Here is a 24,153-nt window from a genome sequence, read left to right as displayed (position 1 = left end):
CTCCCGGAGTCGGTGGGACGCCGCCCGCTCGCCGGCGTGGGTGTCCCGCGGCGACGGCCATGAGGTGAGCGGCGATCGCGGTCTCCGCCGGGATCGCGGTCGCGGTCGCGCTCTTCGCCTCCCTCGGGCTGTTCCTGGTCTCGGCCCGGGCCACGATGACCCAGCGGGCCATCGCGTCGGTGCCGGTCGGCTGGCAGGTTCAGGTGGCGCCCGGGACGGACCCCGTCGCCGTCCTGCACCTGCTCCAGGACGACGCCGGCAGCCGGGACCCGCGCACCGTCTCCTACGGCACCGCCGCCGGACTCGGAGCGACGACAACGGGTATCACCCAGACCACCGGCTCCGCTGGGTCCTCGGCCTGCCCACGGACTACGCCCAGGTGTTCCCGGGCGAGATCCGGCCCCTCGTCGGGGCCGCGACCGGCGTGCTGCTGACCCAGCAGACCGCCGCGAACCTGCACGCGGCCGTCGGCGACACCGTCACGGTCGACGTCACCGGTCGCGGCCCGGTCGACGTCCGGGTCGACGGCGTGGTGGACCTGCCCGCTGCCGACTCCCTGTTCCAGAAGGTCGGGGTTCCCCCGGGCGGCCAGCCGACTGCCACCCCGGACAACGTCGTGCTGCTGCCGGACGCTCTGTGGCACAGCGTTTTCGACCCGGTGTCCGGGTCGGCGCTCGTCACGACCCAGATCCACCTCGCCCCGACCGCGGCGCTGGCGGCCGACCCGGCCACCGCCTACACCCAGGCCGCCGGGGCGGCCCGCAACGTCGAGGCCGCCGCCGCGGGCGGCGCGGTCGTCGGGGACAACCTCGGCGCGGCGCTCGGCGCGGCCCGCAGCGACGCCGCCTACGCCCAGGTTCTGTTCGTGCTGCTGGGAGCACCGGGTGCGGTGGTCGGTGGGCTGCTGACCGCTGCCGTGGCCTCGGCGGGCGCCGACCGGCGCCGCGGCGAGCAGGCGATGCTGAGGCTGCGCGGCGCGACCGCCCGCCAGGTGCTGCGCCTCGCCGCCGCCGAGACCGCCTTGGTCACGGTCGTCGGCTGCGGGCTCGGGCTGGGTGTCGCGGCGATTCTGAGCGCGACGGGGATCGGCGCGGCACTCGGGGGCAGAGCCCTGGTGTGGCTGCTGCCCTGCCTGGTCGGCGCGCTCGTCGCCGCGGTGACGGTGCTCCTGCCCGCCTGGCGTGACCTGCGCGGAGCGCGCGTGCACAGTGTGCAAGTCGACGAACAGCCGGTGCGGACACCGGTGTGGTCCCGACTCGGGGTCGACCTGCTCCTGGTCGTCGGGGCGGCGGTGCTCTATCTCAAGGCGTTGCAGAGCACCTACACCCTCGTCCTCGCCCCCGAGGGCGTCCCGACGGTCGCGGTGGACTACCGCGCCCTGGCCGGCCCGGTGCTGCTCTGGATGGGGCTCGGGCTGCTGTGCCACCGGCTCAGCCGGGCCGTGATCACCCGGCGCGGCTGGACTCGACGGGTCGTCCAGCCCGTCGTAGGCCCGCTGTCCGCGACCGCGGCGTCGATGCTGTCGCGGCAGGGCGGCCGGTTCGCCCGGGCCACCGTCGTGTTCGCGCTGGCCCTGACCTTCGCGGCGTCGACGGCGACCTTCACCGCCACCTACCGGCAGCAGGCCGAGGCCGACGCCGCGCTGACCAACGGCGCCGACGTCAGGGTCACCGTCCCACCCTGGACGGTCACCCCGCCGCAGACCGAGGCCGCGCTCGCCGCGACCCCCGGCGTGCGGGGGGTCGAGCCCCTCCAGCACCGGTTCGCCTACATCGGTGCCGACCTGCAGGACCTCTACGGGGTCCGGCCGGAGTCGATCACCTCGGCGACGGCCCTGCAGGACGCCTACTTCGTGGGTGGGACCGCCGCTCAGCTGATGGGCGTCCTGGCGAAGGACCCCAGCGCGATCCTGGTCAGCGCGGAGACCGTCAAGGACTTCCAGCTCCAGCCCGGGGACACGCTGAACCTGCGGATCCAGGACGGTCCCGGCGGCACCCCCGCGGCGGTCCCGTTCCACTACGCGGGGGTCGTGAAGGAGTTCCCGACCGCACCCAAGGACAGCTTCTTCGTGGCCAACGCCGGCTACGTCGCCTCCGCCACCGGCTCGGCCGCCGCCGGGGCGTACCTGGTCGACACCGGCGGCACCGACACGACCGGCGTGGCCGACCGGCTCCGCGGTGTGGTCGGCACCTCGGCCACCGTCACCGACATCGCCACGACCCGGCGCACGGTGGGGTCGAGCCTGACCTCGGTCGACCTGTCCGGGCTCAGCCGGATCGAGCTCGGCTTCTCGGTGGTGCTCGCCGTCGCGGCGGGCGGGCTGGTCCTGGGGCTCGGGCTGGCCGAGCGCAGGCGCAGCCTCGCGATCGCCCGGCTACTCGGCGCCCGTCCCGCCCAGCGGCGCAGCCTCGTCGTCGCCGAGTCGGCATTGCTCGCGGTCGGCGGGCTTGTCCTGGGCGCCCTCGGCGGTGTCCTGATCAGCTACGACCTCGTCGCCATGCTGACCGGGGTGTTCGACCCGCCGCCGTCTCAGCTCGCGGTGCCGTGGGCGTTCCTGGGCACGACCGGGCTCCTCGCGTTGCTCGGGCTCGCGGGCGCGACCGCCGTGATCGTCCGGTTGACGTCCGACCCGGATCCCGGGCTATTGCGGTCCTGATGGTCCGCGGACCGGCTCAGTGGTGGTGGCTCCAGGCGGAAGGCGGCGGCACGAGCAGTGACTCGGCGGCGACGGTCGTGCTGCTTCTGCGACATCGCACCGAACAGGACCTCATCGCCCGTGGCGGAGGGCACCTCGTCGAGATCGCCTACGACGAGGCCGCAACCCTCTGCCACACCCTGGAGTCGGGCCGCCCGCTCACCGCGGCCGAGCGCCATCGCGTCTACCTCCAGATCCTGACGGAGGTCGCCGAGCTTGTGCAGGACGATCCCGATCTCCCGCCGCTCGGCTGCTCCTGACTTTCTTGCCGTCAGCTCACCGTCGTCTGGCCGCCACCATGCCCGACCCTCCGTAGCGTCCTGACCGGCCGCTGAGACAAGCGGACATCGCGGATGAGAGGAGTACGGGACCGATGTGGTTGGCGGACATCGAGCAGCGGATCAGTGTGGGGCTGCTCGCGCTATGGCTCGTGGTCGTGATGGTCGTCGCCCTCCGGGCGACGCGTTTCCCCGACAGCACCCCGCGGTGGAGGACGGTCGTGCCGACCACGGCGCTCCTCGTCGGTGTGGCGCTGGTCCTGTTCACCGCGCAGGCGACCGTCGTCGACGCGGTCGCCGATCCCGGGCTCCTCTCGGCCGCCGACGGCCCCGTCCTCGATTGGATGATCGCGAACCGCACCGCGGCGCTCACCGTGGTCGCCAAGGCGGTCACGGAGGGCGGCAGCACCGTGGGCATGGGCCTGGTCGCGGCGGTCGCGGCCGTGGTGCTCTGGCTGCGCCGCCGCCACCGCGACGCCCTCGTGACGGTGCTCGCGACCGGCGGCGCGGGGCTGCTGGTCCTGGTCTTCAAGATCGTCTACGCCCGGCCGCGGCCGCCGGTGGCTACGAGGCTGATGGACGAGACCAACCCGTCGCTGCCCTCCGGGCACGCACTGGTCTCGATCGTCGTGCTGGGCACGCTCTGCCTGATCCTCTGCAGCCTCGCCCGGACGACCGCCACCCGGGTCGCCCTCGTGGCCGCGACCCTCGTGCTCGTCGTCGGGATCGGGCTCAGCCGGCTATACCTCGGGGTCCACTGGGTCAGCGACATCGCCACCTCATGGCTGCTCGGCGGCGCATGGCTGGCGGTGTGCACGATCGTCCTGATCGCGATCCAGGGCCGCCGGATCGTCTTCCTCCCGGCGACGGCCCAGCCCCAGCCCCAGCCCCAGCCCCAGCCCACGAGCTGACCTGCGGACACCCATGACACTCCCTGACTGCGCATGCTCGGAGGCGACCTGACCCGCATGGGCCGTAACGACTGAACCCAGCCCCGCTCCGACAGACCACCGAGCAGCCGTCCATCTACGTATCGTGCACGTCGCATCGTTCCGACGGTGGGCGGGAGGCTGAGAAGCCGCTACTATTCATGCATAGATTCGCATGTATTGATGGGAGTTGGTCGTGGGGCACGGGCATGGTCACGGAGCGGCGTTGGACATATCGGTGGGCGCCGGCTACCGGCGTCGGCTGGCGTTCGCATTAGGACTCACGGTCACCTACATGGCGGTTCAGGTGGTCGTCGGCCTGACCAGCGGGTCACTCGCGCTACTGTCGGACGCGGCGCACATGGGGACCGACGCCCTCGGGCTCGGCATGGCATTGGCGGCAGTCACGCTGGCCAACCGGCCCGTGGCAAGTCAGCGGACCTTCGGCAACTACCGGCTCGAGGTACTCGCCGCTGTCGGGAACGCGCTGCTGCTGTTCGGCGCTGCGGCGTACGTCTTCGTAGAGGCGATCGACCGTCTCGGGAACCCCACCGAGATCGCTGCGATCCCCGTCCTCATCACCGCCGCCGTCGGGCTCCTCATCAACGTCATCAGCATGCGCCTGCTCGCAGGCGGAGCGAAGGAGAGCGTCAACGTCAAGGGCGCCTACCTCGAGGTGATGGCCGACATGCTGGGGTCGGTTGGGGTCATCGCGGCCGCAATCATCGTCTGGACGACGGGTTGGGCGTACGCCGACACCCTCATCGCCGCGGGCATCGGGCTGTTCATCCTGCCTCGGACTTACGTGCTGCTCCGCCACGCCGTGCGGATCCTCATGGAGGTCGCGCCGCCGGAGGTGGACGTGGAGGCCGTCGAGCAGCGACTGCGAGTCATCGATGGCGTCGCCGACGTTCACGATCTGCACATCTGGACCATCACCTCAGGCATGGAGGCCGCGAGCGTGCACGTCCTGGTGCAGTCCGACGACCACCTGCATTCCGTGCTCGACGAGGCGAGGGCCGTCCTGGTCGGGGTCGGAGTCACCCGGTCCACGGTCCAGGTCGAACCCGTCGCACATGGTGTCGAGTCCACCTCAGACGACCCGGCCCACCGGCACGAACCCGCCGCTGACCGCGAGTCCGCACCGTGATCGAGCTCCTCGAGCGTGTCGGAGTCCTCGTCGTGGGTGCCGGTCAAGCAGGGCTCGCCGCCGCCTGGCACCTCGACCGGGCCGGCGTCGATTACATCGTCATCGATGCGGGCGTGCGGATAGGCGACAGTTGGCGGCAGCGCTGGGACTCCCTGACGCTGTTCACCCCGGCCAGTGCGAACGCGCTGCCCGGCTTTCCGATGCGCGGGACCGGCCGCCGCCCGACGAAGGACGACGCTGCGGATCACCTGGTGTGGTACGCCCGGGACAGCGGGCTGCGCGTGGCGCTCAACAGCCCGGTGACCCGCTTGCAGGTGCACGCCGCGGGCTTCAGGGCCGCCGTCGGGGACCGAACCATCGCCGCCGACCGGGTGGTCGATGCCGGCGGGTCGCATCGGGTGGCCCGGATCCCGGACTTCGCCTCCACGCTGCCCACTGAGGTCGCTCAGCTCACCTCGGCCGAGTACCGCAACCCGGCGGCGGGGCCTGTCGGTCGGGTCCTGGTCGTCGGCGCTGGGAACTCGGGAGCGGAGATCGCGATCGACCTGGCACATGGCGGCGGCGAGGTGCTGCCGGCCGGGCGGGACGTCGGCCGCATCCCACCCGTGGGCACCGCGGCGTTCGCCCTCATGCGACACGTCCGCGCCGAGAGCATCATCGGGCGACGTTTCATCGCCCGGACCGGCGGCGGGGGCGATCCGCTCGGCCGGGTGCGGCCGCGCGACTTCGAGCGGGCCGCCATCACCCGGATCGGCCGGGTCGCCTGGCTCGACCGAACGGGACGACCGCTTACGGTCGAAGGCCCGGTGGAGGGGATCGCCACCGTGGTCTGGTGCACCGGGCTGGCACCCGATCGCTCCTGGCTGGCTCCGGGGTCGGCCACGACGCCACCGCGCTGCTCTCGTCCGGCACCCTCGGTCCCGCTCCACGTGCATGATCCACGGGTCGACGACCTGAGCCGGGCCCACGCAGGTCGACGTCGTCGCGGCCGGTCCAGGGCTGACGATAGACCGACCTCGCTCAGGCTCGACGGTCTACCTTGACCTCCTCGACCGACGCCTTCGGCGCGCAGCAGGCACATCCCTCGTCAGAGCTCTCCGCCATCTGAGGCAGCGTCGTGGGTGCCTCGACGGGCGATGGTGAGCAGCACGCGTCCTCGACGACCGAGGCGGGCGCCACGCTCACGTGGTGCCGTTCCGCCCTCACGACCGGCGCGGCGGCGAGACCGGGCAGTCGCTTCGTCCGAGCCGCGCGGACGGCGTTGAGGATGACCAGCACCTCGGCGGCCTCGTGCACCACCACGACCGTCGCCAGGCCGAGCACACCGAAAGCGGCCAGCGGGATCAACGTACCGATGATCAGCAGCGAGAACCCGACGTTCTGCACCATGATCCGCCGCGCCCGCCGGGCATCGGCGAGCGTTTGCGGCAAGTGCCGCAGATCCTCCCCCATCAACGCGACGTCCGCTGTCTCGATCGCCACGTCCGTCCCCATCGCGCCCATCGCGATCCCGACGTCCGCGGTGGCGAGCGCGGGCGCGTCGTTCACCCCGTCGCCGACCATCGCCACGCGACGCCCGCCCGCGATGCGGGGCAGCAGCGCGGCCTTGTCCTCAGGGCGCAGCTCGGCGTGCACGACCTCGATCCCGGCCCGCTCGGCCAGGGTCGCCGCCGTCCGAGCGTTGTCCCCGGTCAGCATCGCCACCTCGATGCCGAGCTCGCGGACCCGCCGCACGGCCTCGGGGGCCTCGGGTCGCAGCTCGTCCCGGACCGCGACGGCGCCGAGCAGCGACCCGTCTCGTTCCAGGAGGACGACCGTGGCGCCCCGGTCCTGCAGCCGCGCGACGTCCGCGCCCCACCCGCCGGCGTCGACCCAGCCGGGCTTGCCCAACCGCAGCTCGGCACCGTCCACCCGCCCGGTCAGACCGTGCCCGGCGACGGCCACGACATCCTCGGCCGCAACGACCCCGCGACCGGCGGCAGCGAGAATCGCCGCAGCCAGCGGATGCTCGCTGCGCGTCTCGAGCGCGGCGGCCAGCGTCAGGACCTCGTCAGCACCGAGCACCTCGACGACCTCGGGGCGGTTCCGGGTCAGGGTGCCGGTCTTGTCCAGCGCCACCGCCCGGACACGGCCGAGCTCCTCCAGCGCGGCCCCGCCCTTGATCAGCGCACCGCGGCGGCTCGCCGCACCCACCGCGGCCACGACCGTCAGCGGCACGGAGATCGCCAACGCACACGGCGACGCGGCCACCAGCACGACCAACGCCCGCTCCACCCACAGCATCGGGTCGCCGAGCAGCGCCCCCACCCCCGCGACCACGGCGGCGAGGATCATGATCGCGGGCACCAGCGGGCGGGCGACCCGGTCGGCGAGCCGCTGCCCGGCGCCCTTGCGCTCCTGTGCCTGCTCCACGAGGTGCACGATCCGCGCCAACGAGCTGTCCGCGGCCGGTGCCGTCACCTCGACCTCGATCGCGCCGCCGCCGTTGATCGTCCCGGCGAACACCGCGTCCCCCGGCCCGGCCTCGACCGGCACCGACTCCCCCGTGATCGCCGAGGTGTCCAGGCTCGTCCGCCCGGCCCGCAGGATCCCGTCGGTCGCCGCCCGCTCCCCCGGCCGCAGGACCAGCAGGTCCCCGACCACCAAGTCGTCCGGGGACACCGCGAGCTCGCGCCCGCCGCGCAGCACCGACGCGGTCGGCGGGACCAGCCCGAGCAGCGCCCGCAGGCTGCGCCGGGTGCGGGTGATCGCGTAGTGCTCCAGCCCTTCGGCGATCGAGAACAGGATCCCGAGCAGCGCCGCCTCGGTGTAGTGACCGAGCGCGACCGCGCCGATCGCGGCGATCGTCATCAGCGTGCCGACGCCGATCCGGCCGTGCCGCAGGTTGCGGAGCGCGCCGGGCACGAAGGTCGACGCCGCCAGCACCGCCGCGGCGATCTCCAGCACCGTGGACACCGGGCCGTCCCCGCCGATGAGCCAGGCGATCCCGAGCAGGACCGCGGCGCAGGCCGCGAACCGCAGCTCCCGCACCTGCCACAAACGAGCGGGACCGTGGTCGGGCTCGTGATCCTCAGTCGCGGGCGCCTCGGGCCCGCAGCAGGCGTCAGCCATGGACCTGCTCCCCCACGACCGCCTCCACCAGCAGCGCACCCCGCGAGGTCAGCCGGTACATGACCAGACGACCGTCTCGCCGGGACTCCACCAGCCCGGCCGCCTTGAGTAACCGCAGATGGTGCGAGACCAGCCCCTGCGCCTGCCCGACGACCCACCCGACGTCACACACGCACAGCTCCTCGCCAGCCCGCAGCGCCGTCGCGATCCGCAACCGCGTCGGGTCCCCCAAAGCACGCGCCGCAGCGGCCAGCGGCTCCACAGCGCGCACGTCCGGGAGCTCCGTCCGGATCCGCTCGGCGTGCGGAAGGTCCAGACACAACAGGTCGCAGGCGTCGGGTTCGCTCACATCGACATACTCATACTCGTCGATACATAGAGTCAAGCATGTTCGTGGACGGACCTACAGAGGCCGCGCGGTCGAAGAGTCGACCTCTGTGAAACCCCAGCTCTCGGCGCAGGTGAAGCGGTGCTCGATCTCGCCGGTCTGCGGCCGTCGTCGATGAACTGCTGCGAGGTGGCGCGGCTCAGCCTGCTCGTGGAGCCGCCTCGGCGCTCAGACCACGTCGCGCCAGCCACGTGCCGGGATCTGCCCTCGCACCGTCCGCGGCCCAGATCTCGAGGTGCAGGTGAGGACCCGTGGACTGTCCTCGGTTACCCATCAGCGCGATTCGGTCACCGGCTCGCACGGACTGCCCCTGCCGCACCAGGCTGCGGTCGATATGTCCGTAGACGCTGAGGGACCCGTCCGAATGTCTGATCCGAACCCACAGCCCGAATCCCGAGGCAGGCCCGGAGTCGACGACCACGCCGTCGGCAACGGCGAAGATGGGGGTGCCCACGCGGTTGGCGATGTCCATTCCGTAGTGGGTCCCTCCCCAGCGGGGCCCCGCCGCCGAGGTCAGCCTGCCGACAGTCGGGAATGCGTACGCCACCCCTGCGTCGCTGACCGCCACCTGGGGAGCGCCCTGCGCAGCAGCCGCTGTACGCAGATCGGCCAGTGCTGCGATCCGCTCGGCCAGACGCGCCGCCTTGTCCAGCGATGCCAGCGAAGTCTCGTGTGTTTCGACGGCGGCCACCGGCGTCGCGAGCCGGCCGAAGTCGGCGGCGGGATCGTGGCGCTCTGCCACACCGATCATGGCGACGGGGGCGACGGCCGCCACCGGCTCGGTGCCGGGGGCGGGAACCAGCGGGATCGCGGCCGGCACGGCCGCGGCCACGGCGCCGCCCGCGAGGGCCAGGAGGTGCTGGGCCGCCGGGTGGCTGCGCCTCTGCAGAGCCCTCGACCCGTGACGGCGAGCGTGTGAGGACCGCGAGTTCGCCATGGCGCTCGTCCTCGGTGCTCCCTGATCTCGGTCGTCTGTCAGCGGATGAAGTAGATGACGGCGAACAGCCCGATCCACACCACGTCGACGAAGTGCCAGTAGTAGGACACGACGATGGCGGCGGTGGCCTGGGCCGGGGTGAACTTGCTCAGCGTGGTGCGGATGAGCAGCAGGGTGAAGGCGATCAGCCCGCCGATGACGTGCAGGCCGTGGAACCCGGTCGTCATGTAGAAGACGGTCCCGTAGACCCCGGAGGAGATGGTCGTGCCGCTCTCGACGAGCTCGTAGTACTCGTATCCCTGACCGATCACGAAGATCAGCCCGAGGGCCAGGGTCAGGAGGTACCAGCGTCGGAGGCCGAAGACGTCTCCGCGCTCGGCGGCGAAGACGCCGAACTGGCAGGTGAAGGAGGAGGCGACCAGGATTGCGGTGATCGTGAGCGCGTAGGGCACGTTGAGGTGCGTCGGGGGCGGGGGCCATCCGGTCTCGGGGGCGTTCTGCGCGCGGGCGGTGAAGTAGATCGCGAACAGGCCCGCGAAGAACATCAGCTCGCTGGCCAGCCAGACGACCGTGCCCATGCTGACGATGTTGGGTCGGTTCAGCGAGTGGACGCGTGTGCTGATCTGAGGGGAACCGGCGGTCACAGTCTCTCCATGTCAGGTGTGGGGGCGAGCGGGGTGGGGTCGTGGCGGGCCCAGCGGGTGACGAGCACGGCGACGGCGGCGACCATCCCGGCTTCCCCGATCGCCCAGCTCAGGGCGGCGCCCAGGCGCTGGTCGGCGAGCAGGTCCGGGACGAAGGGAAGGGCGACGGCGCCGTAGAAGTCCTGGGCGAGCGGGGTCGCGCGGCTCAGGAGCCAGATGGCGAACCCGGCGTGCAGGGCCATGACGGCGAACGCGGTGGCCAGCCTGCCGATCTCCGGCAGACCACCGTGGCCGAGCAGGACCCGGAACAGCAGCAGTCCTGTCCCGAGGCCGACGGCGTCCATGGCCGGGTGGGACCAGTGGTCCAGCACGACGGCGTCGAACAGGCCGGTGGCGTAGGTGCCGAACAGCGCTACCGCGACCATGGCCCAGGCCACGGCCGGGTGGGTGAGAGCGGGTCGGTCGAGGAGCGCGTCGACGCGGCGTCCGAGGCGGGGAGCAGCTGCCCGGAGCAGGGTGAGCGGGTGCCCGAGGACCAGGAGCAGGGGCGCGATCGTGGCCGTGAGGGCGTGGGCGACGAGGTGCACGCTGAGCACTCCGGTCGCGTAGGTGCCGATGCCGGACGACGTGGCGACGAGCAGGACCGCGCAGCCCGCGAGCCAGCACACGGTGCGGTGCACCGGCCACGACCCGGTCCGGCGCACCCCGATTACGTAGATCACGGCCGCAGCGACGGCGAGCGGCGCGTAGATCAGGTCGGGGCGCCACCGGGTGACCAGGTCGAGTGCCGTGAGGTGGTCGGGGAGCTCGTAGCCGAGCAGGAACACCAGGCGGGTGACCTCCGCGCCGTCGTCGGTGGGCGGCACGAGCCTGCTCATCGCCGCCCCGGCCGCCGCGGCGACCCCGAGCAGCCCGAGCTCGACGGCGAGGGACCGGGTGCGACGCAGGAGCAGGACCAAGGCGGCGGTCGAGACCAGGACCAGCGCCCCGTAACCGGTCGTGACCAGGTGCCCGGGGCGGACCGCGAGCGCCGTCGGCACCACCGCCGAGCCGACGATCGCCACGAGCGCCGCGGTCGCCGTGCGCCGGTGGCGGCGCTGCGCGACGGGCCCCAGCCCACGCACGGCGATCGCGCTGCCCACCCAGAGCAGCGCGGCCAGCGCGTGCAGCGTGGCGGAGTCGCCGGACCAGTCGTGGTCGCGCGAGCCGTTCCCGATCGAGGTCATCGGAGCCACGGCGAGCCCGAGCAGCAGGAGGGTGAGGAGTCCGACGGCGCCGCGCCAGCTCAGCACCGCGCCCGCCAGTCCCGCGACCACTGCGGCGACCGCGCCGGTGATCACCCAGCCCGTCGCGGGTTCGACGGCGCCGAGACCGGTGAGCAGCAGGTCCGGGCGGGTCAGGTAGGTCGCAGGTGGGGTGCCGACGGTCTCCGCCGCGGTCAGCGCGCCGACCAGGAACGCCGCCACCGCGAGTACCGCGGCCGCGGGGCGCACGCTCAGCAGCCCGCGATACCCCTGCGGAGTGACGGTCCCGTGCGGCTCACCCGGCACCAGCACCGCGGCACGCCAGAGCCCGCCCACTGCCACTGCGGCGGCCCCGAGCGCGGTGACGTGGGCCAGCGGCAGGCCCGCATCGACGACCGGGCCCAGGCCCGGGTAGCCGTAGACCTCCGCGATGCTCGGCGCCCACAGCGCCAGCGCAGTGGCGGTGACCAACGCGAACGCCGCGATCCCGAGCCAGATCACCGGAGCTCCTGGAACTTGCGCAGCCGCAGGCTGTTCGACACCACGAACACCGAGGACAGGGCCATCGCGGCGCCGGCGACCAGCGGGCTGAGCAGCCCGGCGACCGCGAGCGGGAGCGCGGCGACGTTGTAGCCGAACGCCCAGACCAGGTTCGCGCGGATGGTGCGGTGGGTGCGGCGGGCCAGGGCGATGGCGTCCGCGACGACAAGCAGGTCGTCGCGGCCCAGCACCACGTCGGCCGCCTCGATCGCCGCGTCGGTCCCTCGCCCGACGGCGATCCCCAGGTCCGCGGCGGCGAGCGCCGCGGCGTCGTTGATCCCGTCCCCGACGACGGCCACCGACCGGCCGGCGGCCTGCAGCAGCCGGACCTCGGCGACCTTGTCCTCCGGCAGCGCCTCGGCCACGACCTCGTCGATCCCCACCTGGGCGGCGACAGCGTGCGCCGTGCGCGGGTTGTCGCCGGTCACCATCACCGGGGTGAGGCCGAGCCGACGTAGCGCGGCCACCGCGGCGGCGGCACTGTCCCGGACCCGGTCGGTCACCTCGATCGCCCCGCGGGCCTCGCCGTCCCAGGCCACGACGACGGTCGCGCCCACGTACTCGGACGGCACCGGGATCCCGCGGTCGGACAGTAAGGACGGTCGGCCGAGCAGCACCTCGCGCCCGTCGACAGTGCCGCGGGCGCCGAGACCCGGCAATGCCGTGAACCCGGAGACGGTGGGCAGACCCTGGGGCGCGGCGCGGACGATCGCCGCGGCGATCGGGTGCTCCGACGCCGTCTCCACCGCGGCGGCGAGGCGCAGCAGGTCGGGGTCGGTGCCTCGCACCGCGACGACCTCCATCCGCCCCTCGGTGAGGGTGCCGGTCTTGTCGAACACCACCGTGTCCACGGCGTGGGTGGACTCCAGTGCACGCGCGCCCTTGAGGAAGATCCCCAGCTGGGCGCCCCGGCCGGTGCCGACCAGGATCGCCGTCGGGGTGGCGAGGCCGAGCGCGCACGGACACGCCACGATCAGCACCGCGATCGCAGCCGTGACCGCGGCGGACACCGACGGCCCCCAGACCAGCCAGCCCACCAGCGTCAGGGCGGCGAGCGCGACGACCGCGGGCACGAAGACCGCCGAGACCCGGTCGGCGAGCCGCTGGACCGCCGCCTTGCCCTCCTGCGCCTGCTCGACGAGCCGCGCCATCCGCGCCAACTGGGTGTCGACCCCGACCCGCACCGCGCGGACCAGCAAGGATCCCGCGGCGTTGACCGTGCCACCGACGACCGTGTCCCCGACGGTCACGTCTCGCGGCACGGACTCTCCGGTGACGACCCCGGTGTCGACAGCCGAGAAGCCCTCGACGACCACCCCGTCGGTGGCGATCTTCTCGCCGGGCCGGACCCGGAACTCGTCGCCGACACCGAGCGCTCCGATCGGGACCCGCCGACCGTCCGTGAGCTCGACGTCCTTCGCGCCCCACGCCAGCAGGGTGCGCATCGCCGACCCGGCCCGGGTCTTGGCGCGGGCCTCGAAGAACCGACCGGCCAGCAGGAACGTGATCACCACGGCCGCGACGTCGAAGTAGAGCGCGTCCTCGGTGCGGGTCAGCGCCGCCCATCCCGCGCCGAGTCCCGGCTCGACCGGCCCGCCGCGGAGCATGACCCACACCGACCAGCCCGTCGAGGCGATCACGCCGAGCGAGACCAGTGTGTCCATCGAGGAGGTCCCGTGCCGCAGCCCGTTCCACGCCGCGCGGTGGAAGGGCCAGGCGCACCAGACGACCATCGGCACGGCGAGCCCCAGGCAGACCCAGGTCCAGCCCGGGAACCGGAACTCCGGGAACAGCGACAACGCCAGCGACAGGTCCGCCAGCGGCACGGCCAGGATCGCCGCGACGGCCAGCCTGCGTCGCAGGTCGACGACCTGCTGGTCCCCGCCCTCCGGTGTGTCGGCCACCCGCTGCGCGGTGTAGCCGGCCCGCTCGACCTGCGCGATCAGCACCTGCGGGTCCGTTTCCGGTGGACAGTCGACCCGCGCGCGCTCGGTGGCCAGGTTGACCGTGGCGACCACGCCGTCGAGCTTGTTGAGCTTGCGCTCGACCCGACCCGCGCACGCCGCGCAGGTCATGCCGCCGATCTGGAGGTCGTAGCTGCTCATTCGGCAGCCACCCGGTCCACGACGGGCCGCAGCTCGCTCATCCGGACGGCCCCGAGGAACACCGCGGCGACCCGGTGGCTGCGGTCGAGCACGATCGTCGACGGCACGACGTTCGGCGGGAACCCACGCAGCGCCAGCAGCGAGCGCCCCGCCGGGTCGAACAGCGACGGGTACTCCACCCGACGCGAACGCAGGAAGTCCTGGGCGGCCTGGCGGTCGTCGCGGACGTCGATCCCGAGCAGGATCACGCCGCGGTCGCGGGTCTGGGCATAGGTCTCCTGCAGGTCCGGGATCTCCTCCCGACACGGGCCGCACCACGAGCCCCAGATGTTGAGCACCACGACCTGGCCCGGGAAGTCCGCGAGACCGAGCCGCCGGTTCGGATCGGCCAGGTCCTCGGCCTCCAGCCCGGTGACCGCGCCCCGCTCCTCCGGCGGGTCGTAGGTCAGCCGGGTCTGACCGCCCGGGGCGACGAAGGTGAATTCCTTGGCCTGGCTCGGCGCCGTGCCGTCCGAAGGCCGGTAGGAGCACCCGGCGAGCACCAGGATCGCCAGGGCTGCGACGACCCACCTCACAGCGTCGACCAGAACGACCAGAACCGGATCGCGACAAGTGCGAGCAGCACGGCGAACCACACCGCGAGAGGGACCGAGTGCAGCCGCGCGAGCGGGTTGCCGGGCCAGCGCCGGTGGAGGTTGCGCAGCGTGACGTACCAGAAGATCGGCACGATCACCGCCCACACCGCCATGCAGTACGGGCACAGCGCCCCGATTCGGTACAGGCTCTGGAAGATCAGCCAATGCACGAACACCGCTCCGGCGGTGACTCCGACCTGCAGACCCGCCCAGTACCAGCCCGCGAACCGGGCGCCGGCCAGCAGCCCCGCACCCGCAGCGACGACGATCGCGAACCCGGCGATGCCCAGCAGTGGGTTGGGGAACCCGAAGACCGCGGCCTGGTCGGTGCTCATCACCGAGCCACAGCTCAGGACCGGGTTGATGCTGCAGGTGGGGATGTAGTCCGAGTCCGCCGCCAGCGCGAACCGCTCCACGGTGAGAACGAAGGCGGCGACGAACCCGACGAGACCGCCGAGCAGCAGCAGCCACGGCAGGCCGCGCGCGAAGGGCTCCCGGCCCATCGCCCTCGGCGCCGCGGCCCGGTCGACGACCGCGCTCATCGCGCGAGCGCGGCGTCGAAGGCCGAGGTCAGATCCCCGACGCTCTGCGGCTGCAGGCGCTGCCCGTCGAGGAAGAACGTGGGCGTGCCCTGCACACCCAACGCCTGCCCGTCGGCCTGGTCGGCGCGGATCCGATCGAGGGTCTCGGGGGCGTTGTAGACGCGGTCGTACTCGTCCATGACCAGACCGAGATCGCGGGCGTAGCCGCGGAACCTGTCATCCATCGGGACCTGCTGCTCACCCCACTCGAGCTGGGTCTCGTACATCCGCTTGTACATGCCCTCGAGCTGCCCCTGCTGCGCGGCGGCCTCGACAGCGCGGGCGGCGCGTTCGGCGTTGAAGTGGCTCGCGATCGGGAAGTAGCGGATCACGAAGTTCACGCGGTCGCCGTACTCCGCGCGGAGCTGCTCGATCACCGGATAGACCGCGCCGCAGGCCTCGCACTCGAAGTCGAGGAACTCCACGAAGGTCGGGCCGTCGGGCGCGGTGCTGAGCCGGTGGCTGTCCGGGCGGGCGGCGATGCCCGCCGTCCCGCTCCCCCCGGCGCTGGAGTCGGCCGGGTCCGCACCGCCCCACGGCACCAGCAGCGCCACCAGCACCCCGACGACGGCGACCAGCACGACGCCGATCGAGATCTTCGCGTTGCGGGTCACTTGACCTGCACCTCGTCCCCGACGAGGAGGTCGGCGAAGAACGCCTGGGCGTCCTCACGCACCAGCTTCACGCACCCCGCCGACGGCGTGGTCTGCCCGCCCTCGTGGAAGGCGATCCCCCCGGGGGCGAAGAACACCGAGTACGGCATCGGAGTGTTGAACTCCCGGCTCGTGTACGACTCGGCCTTCCACTCCACCCGGTAGGTGCCGGGCGGGGTCGGGGTCTCCTCGTCACCGTCGACGAACCGGACCGCGCGGGTGACCTGCCCGCCGCGGATCAGCCACGCGTTGTGAGAGTCGAGGTCCACGCAGGCGCGCGCGGAGGTCGTGCACGGCGTGCCGGGGACGATGTTCGCCGGTGTCGGGCCGGGCGGCGCGACATAGGGCCGGGTCGAGGTGGGCACACCCGCGACGGCGACGCCGGCGGCCGCGACGAGGGCGACGGCGCTGGCGCCGAGCACGGCGAGGACTCGGGATCGGGACACGTCGGTCTTCCGTTCTCGCTGAAGGACCCGCTCAGGGCGGGTGGGTCGGCCAGGACCGGCCCGTCACGGACGGGGCCGGTGGGCCGATCAGCGCCTACTGACGCAGAGCTCCAGGCACAGCGCGGAACCGCCGGGCACATCCAGCGGGCTTGCAGCGAGGGCACAGTGCGCACCCGGCGACGACCAGACCGGGCCCAGGTCCAGGACCGCTGGGGCCGGCGCGAGATCCGACGACGCGGCCGTGCGCAACACGGTCGCGCCCGCCCCGTCGTGCAGCGGGTGCGTGTCGGGGCAGACCGGCGGGGGCTCGGGGACGGGGTCGCCCGCGTAGGCGATGGCCGCGACCGGGGTGAACGAACCACTACTCGGACCGTCAGCCGCGCAGTGAGCGAGCAGCGCCACCGCCATCAGCACCAACACCAGGAGGGTGCGCACGCCGCGATCGGCCGCCGACCACCTCACCCCTGTCACGGTTCGTGAGATTACCCAGGCCCCGGATCGTCACCGCCGTGCGCCCATCGGAGTGACGACGCGGGCGGCACCCCGCCGGCGGCGGGGCCGCTCGACACCGTACGGTCGAAAGGCAACCGGCGGACGCATGAGGCGGGAGGTGCCCGATGTCCGGCACCCTCCACCGTGGCCTGGCGTTCCTGCTCGCCACCCTGCTCGCGCTCGTCGCCGGATTCTGCGCGACGACCACCGCGACGGCGGGCCCGGCGATCACCTCCACCGGGCACCACATCGTCCACGACATGCACTGCGACCCGGCACCACCCAGCGATCCGACCACTGTGCGTAGTCAGGCTCCGAGCCTCGTGGTATCCCTTCCGGCCCCGGAGACCGCACCGTCGACCGGACCCCGGGTCCGCACCGGCGCCTGCACACCCGAGCACGACCCCGGCGCGGCGTCACCGGGACGCTCCACCCTGCTCGCGATCGGCGTCGACCGGAACTGAGGCACCCGGGCCTCACCGTCGAGGTGTGGCCTCCGTGCCCTCGCCCTCGGCCCGCCCACTCGGCGGCCGATGGTCCCGCCGCCCGTGAATCGAGCACCCCATGGCCGCAGCGCCGCCACCTGCCGTCTCCCCCGTCCCGATCTTGTTGATCATCGCGGGTCTCGTCCTGCTCTGCCTGCTCATCGCCCTCGCCCAACGCACCGACCCCAGGCGGCGGCGCCGCGTCGTCGACCACGAGAACCCGAGGCCCGAGGGCCCGGAGCCCGGCACCGAACCCGAGCCCGGCGACTCCGGCTCGGATGCGGCGAGCCCCGAACCCGACGGCTCGCCGTCCCCATCCGGGTCGACCGATCAGGCGCCCTCCGCCACCGGTCGCGACGGAGCCTCGTCGTGAACGGCCCGATCCCCCCGCCACCCGACCTGCACGCCCTGTTGACCAGTTGGACCATTGAGCCCGCAGTGCTGGTCGCCCTGATCCTGGCGGGCGCCGCCTACCTCGCCGGAGTGCGCCGCGTCCGACGCCGCGGCATCACCTGGCAGCGCGGACGGACCGTGCTGTGGTTCGTCGGTCTGGGCACGATCGCCCTGTCCACGTTCTCGGCGATCGGGGTCTACGACGACGTGCTGTTCAGCATGACGGCCGTTCAGCACATGTTCCTGCAGATGATCGCGCCTGCGCCGCTGGGCATGGCGGCCCCGGTCACCCTCGCCCTGCGCGCTCTCACCGGCCGTCCCCGCAAGACGCTCCTGGCTGTGGTGCACAGCCGCTACGTCCGTGTCCTCAGCCATCCCCTGGTCGCCTACGTGCTGTTCGTCATCAGCCCGTTCGTGATCCTCTACAGCCGCCTGTTCGAGCTGGGCCTCACGAACTCCTGGGTGCACAATCTGACCCACCTGCACCTGGTCCTGGTCGGTGCCCTGCTCTACTGGCCGCTGCTGGGCATCGACCCGCTCCCCAACCCCATGCCGTACGTGATGCGGCTCCTGCTGGTCATCGGGCTCGGCCCGGCCCACATCGTCCTCGGCATTCCCATCATGCTGCGGGACAGCCTCATCGCCGCCGAGCATTTCATGATCATCGGAATGCAGTGGGGCAGCGACCCGCTGGCGGACCAGAAGGTCGGCGGTGGCCTCCTGTGGATCTTCGGCGACGTCGTGGTGCTGTTCCTGCTCGCCGGGATGTTCGTGCAGTGGAACCGCAGCGAGAAGCGCGAGCAGCGTCGCGTGGATCGGCACCTGGACCGCGTCCACGGCACCGCCGCGACGACGGTGCCGTGGTGGCTCGCCGAGGATCCACGTGCTGCCCGCTCGCTACCCGGGTTCGCAGCCGACGAGAGGCCGGCCCGATGACCACGGATCCCGACGACACCGAGCTGGTCCCCGTGCTCGTCCCGCGGCGCTTGCTCGAGGCTGTCAATGCCTACGTCGCGTCCGCCGGCGAACCCATGCCGAGGATCCCGCTCTGGCTGTGGGAGGTTGCCGACTTCCGAGCGTTGCGCCATGACCTCCGACCCAGCACCGCACGGATGATCACGATCTTCGACGCACTCGCAGCCGAGCCGGACGTCCGCATCTCCGGAACCCGGCTCAGCAATGCGACGGGCCTGCGGCGCGGTGAGATCCGGGGCGCGTTCTCGGGCTTCACCCGCGTCTGTCGCACCTTGCGAGCCGCCGGCGAGCTCGAATGGCCGGTGCTCTGGGAGCTAGGACCGTCTGCACAGGACGGTCAGCGCACCGAGGTCCACTACACGATGCCCGCCGCGCTGGCGCAGCGCTGGCACGAATCCGGAGATGACGACACAGTGGGGCCGGTCTCACAGTGAGACATGTCTTCCCCTCACTGATAGACACGTCTACCTTCCCGACATGGACACGACGACGGCCCTTCCGGGGCGGGGCCTGCGGGCTCGGCTCCTTGTCGCGGGACCGGCCTTCGTCGCCGCGATCGCCTACATCGACCCCGGCAACTTCGCGACCAACTTCGCCGCCGGGTCGCAGTACGGCTATCTGCTGCTTTGGGTCATCGTCGCCGCCAACCTGCTCGCCATGCTGGTCCAGACCCTCTCGGCCAAGCTCGGGCTCGCGACCGGGCTGAACCTCGCCGAGCTGTGCCGCGAGCGGTTCTCCACGCCGGTGCGATGGGGCATGTGGGCCCAGGCCGAGATCGTCGCGATCGCCACCGACCTCGCCGAGGTCATCGGCGGCGCCGTCGCGCTGTACCTGCTCTTCGGCATCCCGCTGTTCACCGGAGGCCTGATCACCGGCCTGGTCGCGTTCGCGCTGCTCGCCCTGCAGGTCCGCGGGCACCGGCCGTTCGAACGTGCCATCACCCTGCTGTTCGTCGTCATCCTCGTCGCCCTGCTCAGCACCGTCTGGCAGGTCGACGTCTCCGCATCCGGCGCCGTCGCCGGGCTCGTTCCGCGATTCGCGGGCACCGAGACCGTGCTGCTCGCGACCGGCATCCTCGGCGCCACCGTGATGCCCCACGTGATCTACCTGCACTCCGCGCTCACCCAACGCCGCATCGTCGGCGCCACGACCGACGAGCGTCGCTTCATCCTGCGCACCACCCGGTTCGACGTCCTCGCGGGCATGGGCACCGCAGGAATCGTCAACGCGTCCATGCTGCTCATCGCCGCCGCCGTCTTCGCAGGCTCGGCCATCCCGAACACCGACACCCTCGAAGGCGTCCACGCCGGACTCGGGATCGCCGTCGGCTCCGGGGCCGCCCTGGCCTTCGGCATCGCCCTGCTCGCCTCCGGCCTGGCCTCGTCCGGGGTCGGCACCTACGCGGGCCAGGTCGTGATGCAGGGCTTCATCCACCGCAGCATCCCGATCCTGCTCCGCCGCGCACTCACCCTCGCCCCCGCGCTCGTCGTCCTCGGCCTCGGTGTCGATCCCACCGCCGCGCTCGTGCTCTCCCAGGTGGTCCTGTCCTTCGGCATCCCCTTCGCCCTGATCCCCCTGGTCCTCTTCACCCGCGACCGGGCGATCATGGGCCCGCTGGTCAATCACCGCCTGACCACCGCGGCGGCGATCGTCGTCGCCGCGCTGATCATCGGACTCAACGCCTTCCTCATCGGCGACGTGCTGTTCGGAGCCTGAGGTCAGGGACGAGCCGCACCCGGCGCCCGGCTAGCCTGGTCGTCGGCTGGTCGGCGCTCGCCGATCCCGGTGGTCCGTTCCGACGCGAGGCGGTGGTCGCGGTGCCCGGCACCTTCGTCCGCCGCGCTGTGCTGCTGTTCGTCCTGGTCGCAGGGGTACTCCTGCACGCGGCCGTCCTGCACCCCTCGACAGCCACCGCGTCCACCGGAGTGGTCGCCGCCCAGTCCGAGGGCATCGTGACTGACGCTGACGGTGCCGAGCGGTTCGCGGACTGCCCGTCGCCGCATGCCCCCTCGCACTCCCCGTCGGCCGCCGACGCACCGCTGACGATGTCCGTGTCGCCCGGTCTGCTGCCGATGGTCGAAGCGCTTCCGGAGCACGCCCCCGGCCCTCTGCCGGTGTGTGCGATTCCCGACCTGCCGACCCCCTCGGGCTCGGCGGGTGCCGACCTCTGCAAGGAGCTGTGCGTCAGTAGGCGCTGATCGTCCGGGATTTCTCGGATCAGCCCTGCCCTCCTCGGGACGGACGCCGGCGCACATCGCCGCGTCGCGCCACGTCTCCAGTGCTCATGGAGTGTCGATGCACCCTTCACTGTTCACCTCGTTCGACGCCGTGCGCCGCGGCGATCCCACCTCACCCCGGTGGGCGCGCGGCGTGCGGTTCCTTCTCCTCGTCTCCTTCGCCGTCCATCTGGCCCTCCTCGCATCGCTGCCCGGCGCCGGGCCGGAGGCGGTCGCGGTCGTCGTCGCGGTCGCGGTCGCCTCCGCGTGTGGTGGTCTGCTCACAGCCGTCGTCACCGACGGCCGCCTGTACGGGTTCCCTCGGATCGTCGTGGTCCGCGCAGCCGTGGCGCTGGTCCTCTACCTCATCGTCTGGGCCTTCGGCGCGAGCCGAGGCGGGCCCGTCGTCGAACTCGGTGCCTGGGGTGTGGCAGCTGCGGTGATCGACGTACTCACCGGCCGATACCTGGTGCTCGGCATCCTGCGCGAATCCGCTCTCGGCCGCCGAGCAGGAGCCTGACGATGCGGTTCGACGACCTCGCCATCACCCTTCGTCGCCGCGCCCGGCTCACCGCCACGAGTGCCGCGCGCACGCCGGTGATGCTGTTTATCAGCTGCTCGGATCCCCGCATCGTGCCGACCGCTCTCACCGGCGCAGGACCCGGCGAGATCTGCGAGCTGCGCACCCTCGGCCATCGCGTCCCCGCCTACACCGGGATAGCCGGTGCCGAGGCGGCGACCATCGAGCAAGCTGTGCGTGGGCTCGGCGTCGGCCACATCGTGGTGTGCGGGCACTCGCTCTGCGACATCCTGGACCTCGCGACCGAGCCCGATGACCGAGCATTGGCCGCCCGCGGATGGATGGCCGCCCAACACGAGGAGTCGGTCCCCGAGGACGACCTCCGGGATCGCGTGGGGAGGGCTCCTCTTCCGCTGCGTCCCGACTACGGCCCGGACGGTATGCGCTTCGTCGGGCCGCGTTCGGTGCGCCGCTCCGCCACCCGCCACCAGCCCGCCTACGCACACGTTCTGCACCAGCTGGGCACCCTGCGCACGCACCCGGCCGTGGCCGAGGCGCTCGAGCAGGAACGTCTCGCCTTGCACGGCTGGTTCTACGACCTCGTCGAGGGGTCCGTGTCCGCGTACGAGCCGGGCTCCGCGACCTTCGTGCCGCTGTGAGGCGACTCGTCGGGCCCGTCTGCGCAGCATCCGGAGGACTGTTCCTCTATCTGAGCTTTCCGCCCCGGACGTCGTGGTGGCTCGCGCTGCCTGCACTCGCCCTCTTGATCGGACCGCTCTACGGCGCGCGGGTCCGCAGCGGGCTCCTCCTCGGCGGGATCTTCGGCGCCACCTTCCTGCTCCCACTGCTGGAATGGACCGGGAGCTTCGTCGGGGCAGGGCCGTGGCTCGCGCTCGTCGGCCTGCAGACCGTGTTCTTCGCTGCGGCCGGGGCCGCCCTCACCCTGGTCTCCCGGCTGCCCGGCGCCTGGTTGTGGACCGCCACGGTCTGGGTGGCCGTCGAGGCGGTCCGAGCCCGCATACCGTTCGGCGGGTTCGGCTGGGGCAGGCTCGCGTTCGGCCAGGCGGACGGGCCGTTGCTCCCCCTCGCCGCCCTCGGAGGGGCCCCGCTGATGTCCGCCTCCGTCGTCATCGGTGCAACCGCGCTCGCCGCGGCCGCCCGATGCACCATGGCCGCGGTCCGAGACCGCCGCCTCCCCGACCTCGGATTGCGCTGGCCCGCCTTCCTCGTCGTCCTGATCCCGATCGCCGCGGTGCTCGGATTCGCCCACCCTCCCGCTCCGGCCTCCGACACCGTCACCGTCGCCGTCGTCCAGGGCAACGTGCCGCGGCTCGGGCTCGACTTCGCCGCCCAGCGGCGCGCAGTACTCGACAACCACCTCGCCCAGACCCGCCTCCTCGCCGACAAGGCCGACCGAGGCGAGACACCACGACCCGACCTGATGATCTGGCCCGAGAACGCCTCCGACCTCGACCCCGTCCACGATCCCGCCGTGGCGGCGGAGATCCAGTCCGTCGTCGACGCGGTCGGCAGCCCCACCGTCGTCGGTACCGTCGTCCGCGATCCGGGCGCAAGCGGACCGCGCAACGTCGCGCTGCTGATCGAACCGGGAGTCGGCATCGTCGACGACTACGACAAACGTCGGCTGCAACCCTTCGGCGAGACCATGCCGCTGCGCGAGCTCCTGCGCGCGCTCACCCCACTCGTCGACCGCGCGCCCGCGGACTTCCTCCCGGGCACCGATCCCGCGCCGCTGGAGACCAGCGTCGGCCCCGTGGGCGTCGTGACCTGCTACGAGGTCCTGTTCGACAACGCCGTCCGCGACACCGTTCGGGCAGGCGCCGAGATCCTCGCCGTCCCCTCCAACAACGCCACCTTCGGGATCAGCGACATGACCCACCAGGCGCTGGCCATGTCCCGCATCCGTGCCGTCGAGCACGACCGCGCCACCGCCGTCGCCGCCACCAGCGGCATCAGCGCCCTCATCGATCCCGACGGCACCGTCCTCGCCCGCACCGGCTCGTTCGAGCCCGGCCTGCTCGTAGCCGAGCTACCGCTCAAGACCGGGACCACAGCCGCGACCGCCCTCGGCGGCCCCATCGAGCTCACCCTCACCGGCCTCGGCGCGACGGCAGTCCTCGGCTCGCTCGTCCTCCGTTCACGCCCCGCCCGACAGGAGAAGTCATCATGATCACCAAGACCCTGCTCAGGACCGTCTCGCTCGGCCTGCTCCTCGCCCTGGGGCTGCTCGGACTCGTCTCGCCCGCCCTCGCCCACGAAGACCTGCTCAGCTCCACCCCAGCGGAAGGCAGCGCTCTCGACGAGCCGCCCTCCATGGTGACCCTCGAGTTCAGCGCGGCCCCGAGCCCCTCGTTCGTCGCGACGACCGTCACCGCCGCCGACGGGACCAGGGTCGACGCGGGCGCGCCCCTCGTGACCGGCCCCGTCGTCACGATCCCTGTCCGCACCGACATCCCCGCAGGCACCTATGCCATCGGCTACCGCGTCACCTCCAATGACGGCCACCCCATCACCGGCCAGGTCACCTACAGCGTCGCGACCTCGGGCGTCGTCACCGCATCGAGCACGCCCGCACCCGTATCGACCCCCTCAGCACCCGCTCCAGCGCCGGCCGCCGCTGAGGAGGGCGGCAGCCCGGTGTGGCCATGGCTCATCGGCATCGTCGCGGTGATCGTCGCCGTCTCCGCGGTGGTCGTCCGGCGTCTGGGGCGATGA

Annotated in this window: 26 protein-coding genes; 15 read left to right on the top strand and 11 right to left on the bottom strand. The window is 72.4% G+C overall.

The window, feature by feature from the left end; all coding sequences use genetic code 11:
• Positions 1-379: 379 nt before the first annotated feature.
• The 5 genes from L3X23_RS36365 to L3X23_RS28210 all read left to right on the top strand — a co-directional run bounded on the left by L3X23_RS36365 (position 380) and on the right by L3X23_RS28210 (position 6,095).
• The gene (locus L3X23_RS36365) at positions 380-2,656 is read left to right on the top strand and encodes an FtsX-like permease family protein (RefSeq protein ID WP_308116950.1); all 2,277 of its coding nucleotides are present in this window, start codon (positions 380-382) and stop codon (positions 2,654-2,656) included.
• Positions 2,656-2,955, top strand: coding sequence for a hypothetical protein (locus L3X23_RS28225; protein WP_237195911.1), 300 nt, complete (start codon positions 2,656-2,658; stop codon positions 2,953-2,955). Before L3X23_RS36365 ends, L3X23_RS28225 begins: the two co-directional genes overlap by 1 nt.
• Before the next feature lie 113 nt (positions 2,956-3,068).
• Positions 3,069-3,884 carry a phosphatase PAP2 family protein gene (locus L3X23_RS28220; RefSeq protein WP_237195909.1) on the top strand — a complete coding sequence of 272 codons (816 nt, stop codon included), beginning with the start codon at positions 3,069-3,071 and terminating at the stop codon, positions 3,882-3,884.
• 214 nt (positions 3,885-4,098) lie between these two features.
• Positions 4,099-5,052: a cation diffusion facilitator family transporter gene (locus tag L3X23_RS28215; protein WP_374204936.1), complete on the top strand. Its 954-nt coding sequence runs from the start codon at positions 4,099-4,101 to the stop codon at positions 5,050-5,052.
• Positions 5,049-6,095 carry an NAD(P)-binding domain-containing protein gene (locus L3X23_RS28210; RefSeq protein ID WP_237195905.1) on the top strand — a complete coding sequence of 349 codons (1,047 nt, stop codon included), beginning with the start codon at positions 5,049-5,051 and terminating at the stop codon, positions 6,093-6,095. Before L3X23_RS28215 ends, L3X23_RS28210 begins: the two co-directional genes overlap by 4 nt.
• Here the strand turns inward: L3X23_RS28210 and L3X23_RS28205 are convergent.
• From L3X23_RS28205 to L3X23_RS28155, 11 genes are all read right to left on the bottom strand, one after another.
• Positions 6,073-8,163 (bottom strand): cation-translocating P-type ATPase, encoded by a 2,091-nt coding sequence (locus L3X23_RS28205; protein WP_237195903.1) that lies wholly within the window; start codon positions 8,161-8,163, stop codon positions 6,073-6,075. The genes L3X23_RS28210 and L3X23_RS28205 overlap by 23 nt on opposite strands.
• Positions 8,156-8,512: a helix-turn-helix transcriptional regulator gene (locus tag L3X23_RS28200; RefSeq protein ID WP_237195902.1), complete on the bottom strand. Its 357-nt coding sequence runs from the start codon at positions 8,510-8,512 to the stop codon at positions 8,156-8,158. The genes L3X23_RS28205 and L3X23_RS28200 overlap by 8 nt, the downstream gene beginning before the upstream one ends.
• A gap of 178 nt (positions 8,513-8,690) precedes the next feature.
• Positions 8,691-9,383: a M23 family metallopeptidase gene (locus tag L3X23_RS28195; protein ID WP_237195899.1), complete on the bottom strand. Its 693-nt coding sequence runs from the start codon at positions 9,381-9,383 to the stop codon at positions 8,691-8,693.
• A 143-nt stretch (positions 9,384-9,526) separates the two neighbouring features.
• Positions 9,527-10,066 carry a heme-copper oxidase subunit III gene (locus L3X23_RS28190; protein WP_237195897.1) on the bottom strand — a complete coding sequence of 180 codons (540 nt, stop codon included), beginning with the start codon at positions 10,064-10,066 and terminating at the stop codon, positions 9,527-9,529.
• Between the two features lie 62 nt (positions 10,067-10,128).
• On the bottom strand, positions 10,129-11,877 hold the full coding sequence (locus L3X23_RS36360; RefSeq protein WP_237195895.1) for a cytochrome c oxidase assembly protein: 1,749 nt from the start codon (positions 11,875-11,877) through the stop codon (positions 10,129-10,131).
• Positions 11,874-14,021, bottom strand: a complete 2,148-nt coding sequence (locus L3X23_RS28180) for a cation-translocating P-type ATPase (protein WP_237195893.1) — start codon at positions 14,019-14,021, stop codon at positions 11,874-11,876. The genes L3X23_RS36360 and L3X23_RS28180 overlap by 4 nt, the downstream gene beginning before the upstream one ends.
• Positions 14,018-14,596 carry a TlpA disulfide reductase family protein gene (locus tag L3X23_RS28175; protein WP_237195891.1) on the bottom strand — a complete coding sequence of 193 codons (579 nt, stop codon included), beginning with the start codon at positions 14,594-14,596 and terminating at the stop codon, positions 14,018-14,020. Before L3X23_RS28175 ends, L3X23_RS28180 begins: the two co-directional genes overlap by 4 nt.
• Entirely contained in the window at positions 14,593-15,198 is a 606-nt protein-coding gene (locus L3X23_RS28170; RefSeq protein WP_237195889.1) for a vitamin K epoxide reductase family protein, read from the bottom strand. The genes L3X23_RS28175 and L3X23_RS28170 overlap by 4 nt, the downstream gene beginning before the upstream one ends.
• Positions 15,195-15,851, bottom strand: coding sequence for a DsbA family protein (locus tag L3X23_RS28165; protein WP_237195887.1), 657 nt, complete (start codon positions 15,849-15,851; stop codon positions 15,195-15,197). Before L3X23_RS28165 ends, L3X23_RS28170 begins: the two co-directional genes overlap by 4 nt.
• A complete protein-coding gene (locus L3X23_RS36355) occupies positions 15,848-16,336 on the bottom strand; it encodes a L,D-transpeptidase (RefSeq protein WP_237195885.1) in 489 nt (162 codons plus the stop codon). The genes L3X23_RS28165 and L3X23_RS36355 overlap by 4 nt, the downstream gene beginning before the upstream one ends.
• 87 nt (positions 16,337-16,423) lie before the next feature.
• On the bottom strand, positions 16,424-16,807 hold the full coding sequence (locus tag L3X23_RS28155) for a hypothetical protein (RefSeq protein WP_237195884.1): 384 nt from the start codon (positions 16,805-16,807) through the stop codon (positions 16,424-16,426).
• Positions 16,808-16,953: 146 nt separating this feature from the next.
• Here L3X23_RS28155 and L3X23_RS28150 point away from each other — a divergent pair, with 146 nt between their 5' ends.
• The 10 genes from L3X23_RS28150 to L3X23_RS28105 all read left to right on the top strand — a co-directional run bounded on the left by L3X23_RS28150 (position 16,954) and on the right by L3X23_RS28105 (position 24,153).
• Positions 16,954-17,292: a hypothetical protein gene (locus L3X23_RS28150; protein WP_237195882.1), complete on the top strand. Its 339-nt coding sequence runs from the start codon at positions 16,954-16,956 to the stop codon at positions 17,290-17,292.
• A gap of 100 nt (positions 17,293-17,392) precedes the next feature.
• Positions 17,393-17,686, top strand: coding sequence for a hypothetical protein (locus L3X23_RS28145; protein WP_237195880.1), 294 nt, complete (start codon positions 17,393-17,395; stop codon positions 17,684-17,686).
• Positions 17,683-18,642 (top strand): cytochrome c oxidase assembly protein, encoded by a 960-nt coding sequence (locus L3X23_RS28140; RefSeq protein ID WP_237195878.1) that lies wholly within the window; start codon positions 17,683-17,685, stop codon positions 18,640-18,642. Before L3X23_RS28145 ends, L3X23_RS28140 begins: the two co-directional genes overlap by 4 nt.
• Complete coding sequence (locus tag L3X23_RS28135) at positions 18,639-19,115, top strand: hypothetical protein (RefSeq protein WP_237195877.1); 477 nt, start codon at positions 18,639-18,641, stop codon at positions 19,113-19,115. The genes L3X23_RS28140 and L3X23_RS28135 overlap by 4 nt, the downstream gene beginning before the upstream one ends.
• 43 nt (positions 19,116-19,158) lie before the next feature.
• Positions 19,159-20,397, top strand: a complete 1,239-nt coding sequence (locus L3X23_RS28130) for an Nramp family divalent metal transporter (RefSeq protein WP_237195875.1) — start codon at positions 19,159-19,161, stop codon at positions 20,395-20,397.
• A gap of 101 nt (positions 20,398-20,498) precedes the next feature.
• A complete protein-coding gene (locus L3X23_RS28125) occupies positions 20,499-20,879 on the top strand; it encodes a hypothetical protein (protein ID WP_237195874.1) in 381 nt (126 codons plus the stop codon).
• A gap of 97 nt (positions 20,880-20,976) precedes the next feature.
• Positions 20,977-21,417 carry a hypothetical protein gene (locus L3X23_RS28120; RefSeq protein WP_237195871.1) on the top strand — a complete coding sequence of 147 codons (441 nt, stop codon included), beginning with the start codon at positions 20,977-20,979 and terminating at the stop codon, positions 21,415-21,417.
• A gap of 2 nt (positions 21,418-21,419) precedes the next feature.
• Positions 21,420-22,076, top strand: coding sequence for a carbonic anhydrase (locus L3X23_RS28115; RefSeq protein WP_237195869.1), 657 nt, complete (start codon positions 21,420-21,422; stop codon positions 22,074-22,076).
• On the top strand, positions 22,073-23,608 hold the full coding sequence (lnt, locus tag L3X23_RS28110; protein WP_237195867.1) for an apolipoprotein N-acyltransferase: 1,536 nt from the start codon (positions 22,073-22,075) through the stop codon (positions 23,606-23,608). Before L3X23_RS28115 ends, lnt begins: the two co-directional genes overlap by 4 nt.
• Positions 23,605-24,153, top strand: coding sequence for a copper resistance protein CopC (locus L3X23_RS28105; protein ID WP_237195864.1), 549 nt, complete (start codon positions 23,605-23,607; stop codon positions 24,151-24,153). The genes lnt and L3X23_RS28105 overlap by 4 nt, the downstream gene beginning before the upstream one ends.

Origin of the sequence: Pseudonocardia sp. WMMC193, from assembly GCF_021728735.1 — a bacterium.
GTDB lineage: Bacteria > Actinomycetota > Actinomycetes > Mycobacteriales > Pseudonocardiaceae > Pseudonocardia > Pseudonocardia oroxyli.
This window is presented reverse-complemented; position numbering and strand designations above follow the sequence as displayed.

Coding starts and splice junctions, on each gene's coding strand:
- L3X23_RS28120 (WP_237195871.1), top strand. CDS start 20,977: ATGCACCCTTCACTGTTCACCTCGTTCGACGCCGTGCGCCGCGGCGAT.
- L3X23_RS28225 (WP_237195911.1), top strand. CDS start 2,656: ATGGTCCGCGGACCGGCTCAGTGGTGGTGGCTCCAGGCGGAAGGCGGC.
- L3X23_RS28220 (WP_237195909.1), top strand. CDS start 3,069: ATGTGGTTGGCGGACATCGAGCAGCGGATCAGTGTGGGGCTGCTCGCG.
- L3X23_RS28130 (WP_237195875.1), top strand. CDS start 19,159: ATGGACACGACGACGGCCCTTCCGGGGCGGGGCCTGCGGGCTCGGCTC.
- L3X23_RS28150 (WP_237195882.1), top strand. CDS start 16,954: ATGTCCGGCACCCTCCACCGTGGCCTGGCGTTCCTGCTCGCCACCCTG.
- L3X23_RS28170 (WP_237195889.1), bottom strand. CDS start 15,198: ATGAGCGCGGTCGTCGACCGGGCCGCGGCGCCGAGGGCGATGGGCCGG.
- L3X23_RS28145 (WP_237195880.1), top strand. CDS start 17,393: ATGGCCGCAGCGCCGCCACCTGCCGTCTCCCCCGTCCCGATCTTGTTG.
- L3X23_RS28105 (WP_237195864.1), top strand. CDS start 23,605: ATGATCACCAAGACCCTGCTCAGGACCGTCTCGCTCGGCCTGCTCCTC.
- L3X23_RS28205 (WP_237195903.1), bottom strand. CDS start 8,163: ATGGCTGACGCCTGCTGCGGGCCCGAGGCGCCCGCGACTGAGGATCAC.
- L3X23_RS28115 (WP_237195869.1), top strand. CDS start 21,420: ATGCGGTTCGACGACCTCGCCATCACCCTTCGTCGCCGCGCCCGGCTC.
- L3X23_RS28135 (WP_237195877.1), top strand. CDS start 18,639: ATGACCACGGATCCCGACGACACCGAGCTGGTCCCCGTGCTCGTCCCG.
- L3X23_RS28180 (WP_237195893.1), bottom strand. CDS start 14,021: ATGAGCAGCTACGACCTCCAGATCGGCGGCATGACCTGCGCGGCGTGC.
- L3X23_RS28190 (WP_237195897.1), bottom strand. CDS start 10,066: ATGGGCACGGTCGTCTGGCTGGCCAGCGAGCTGATGTTCTTCGCGGGC.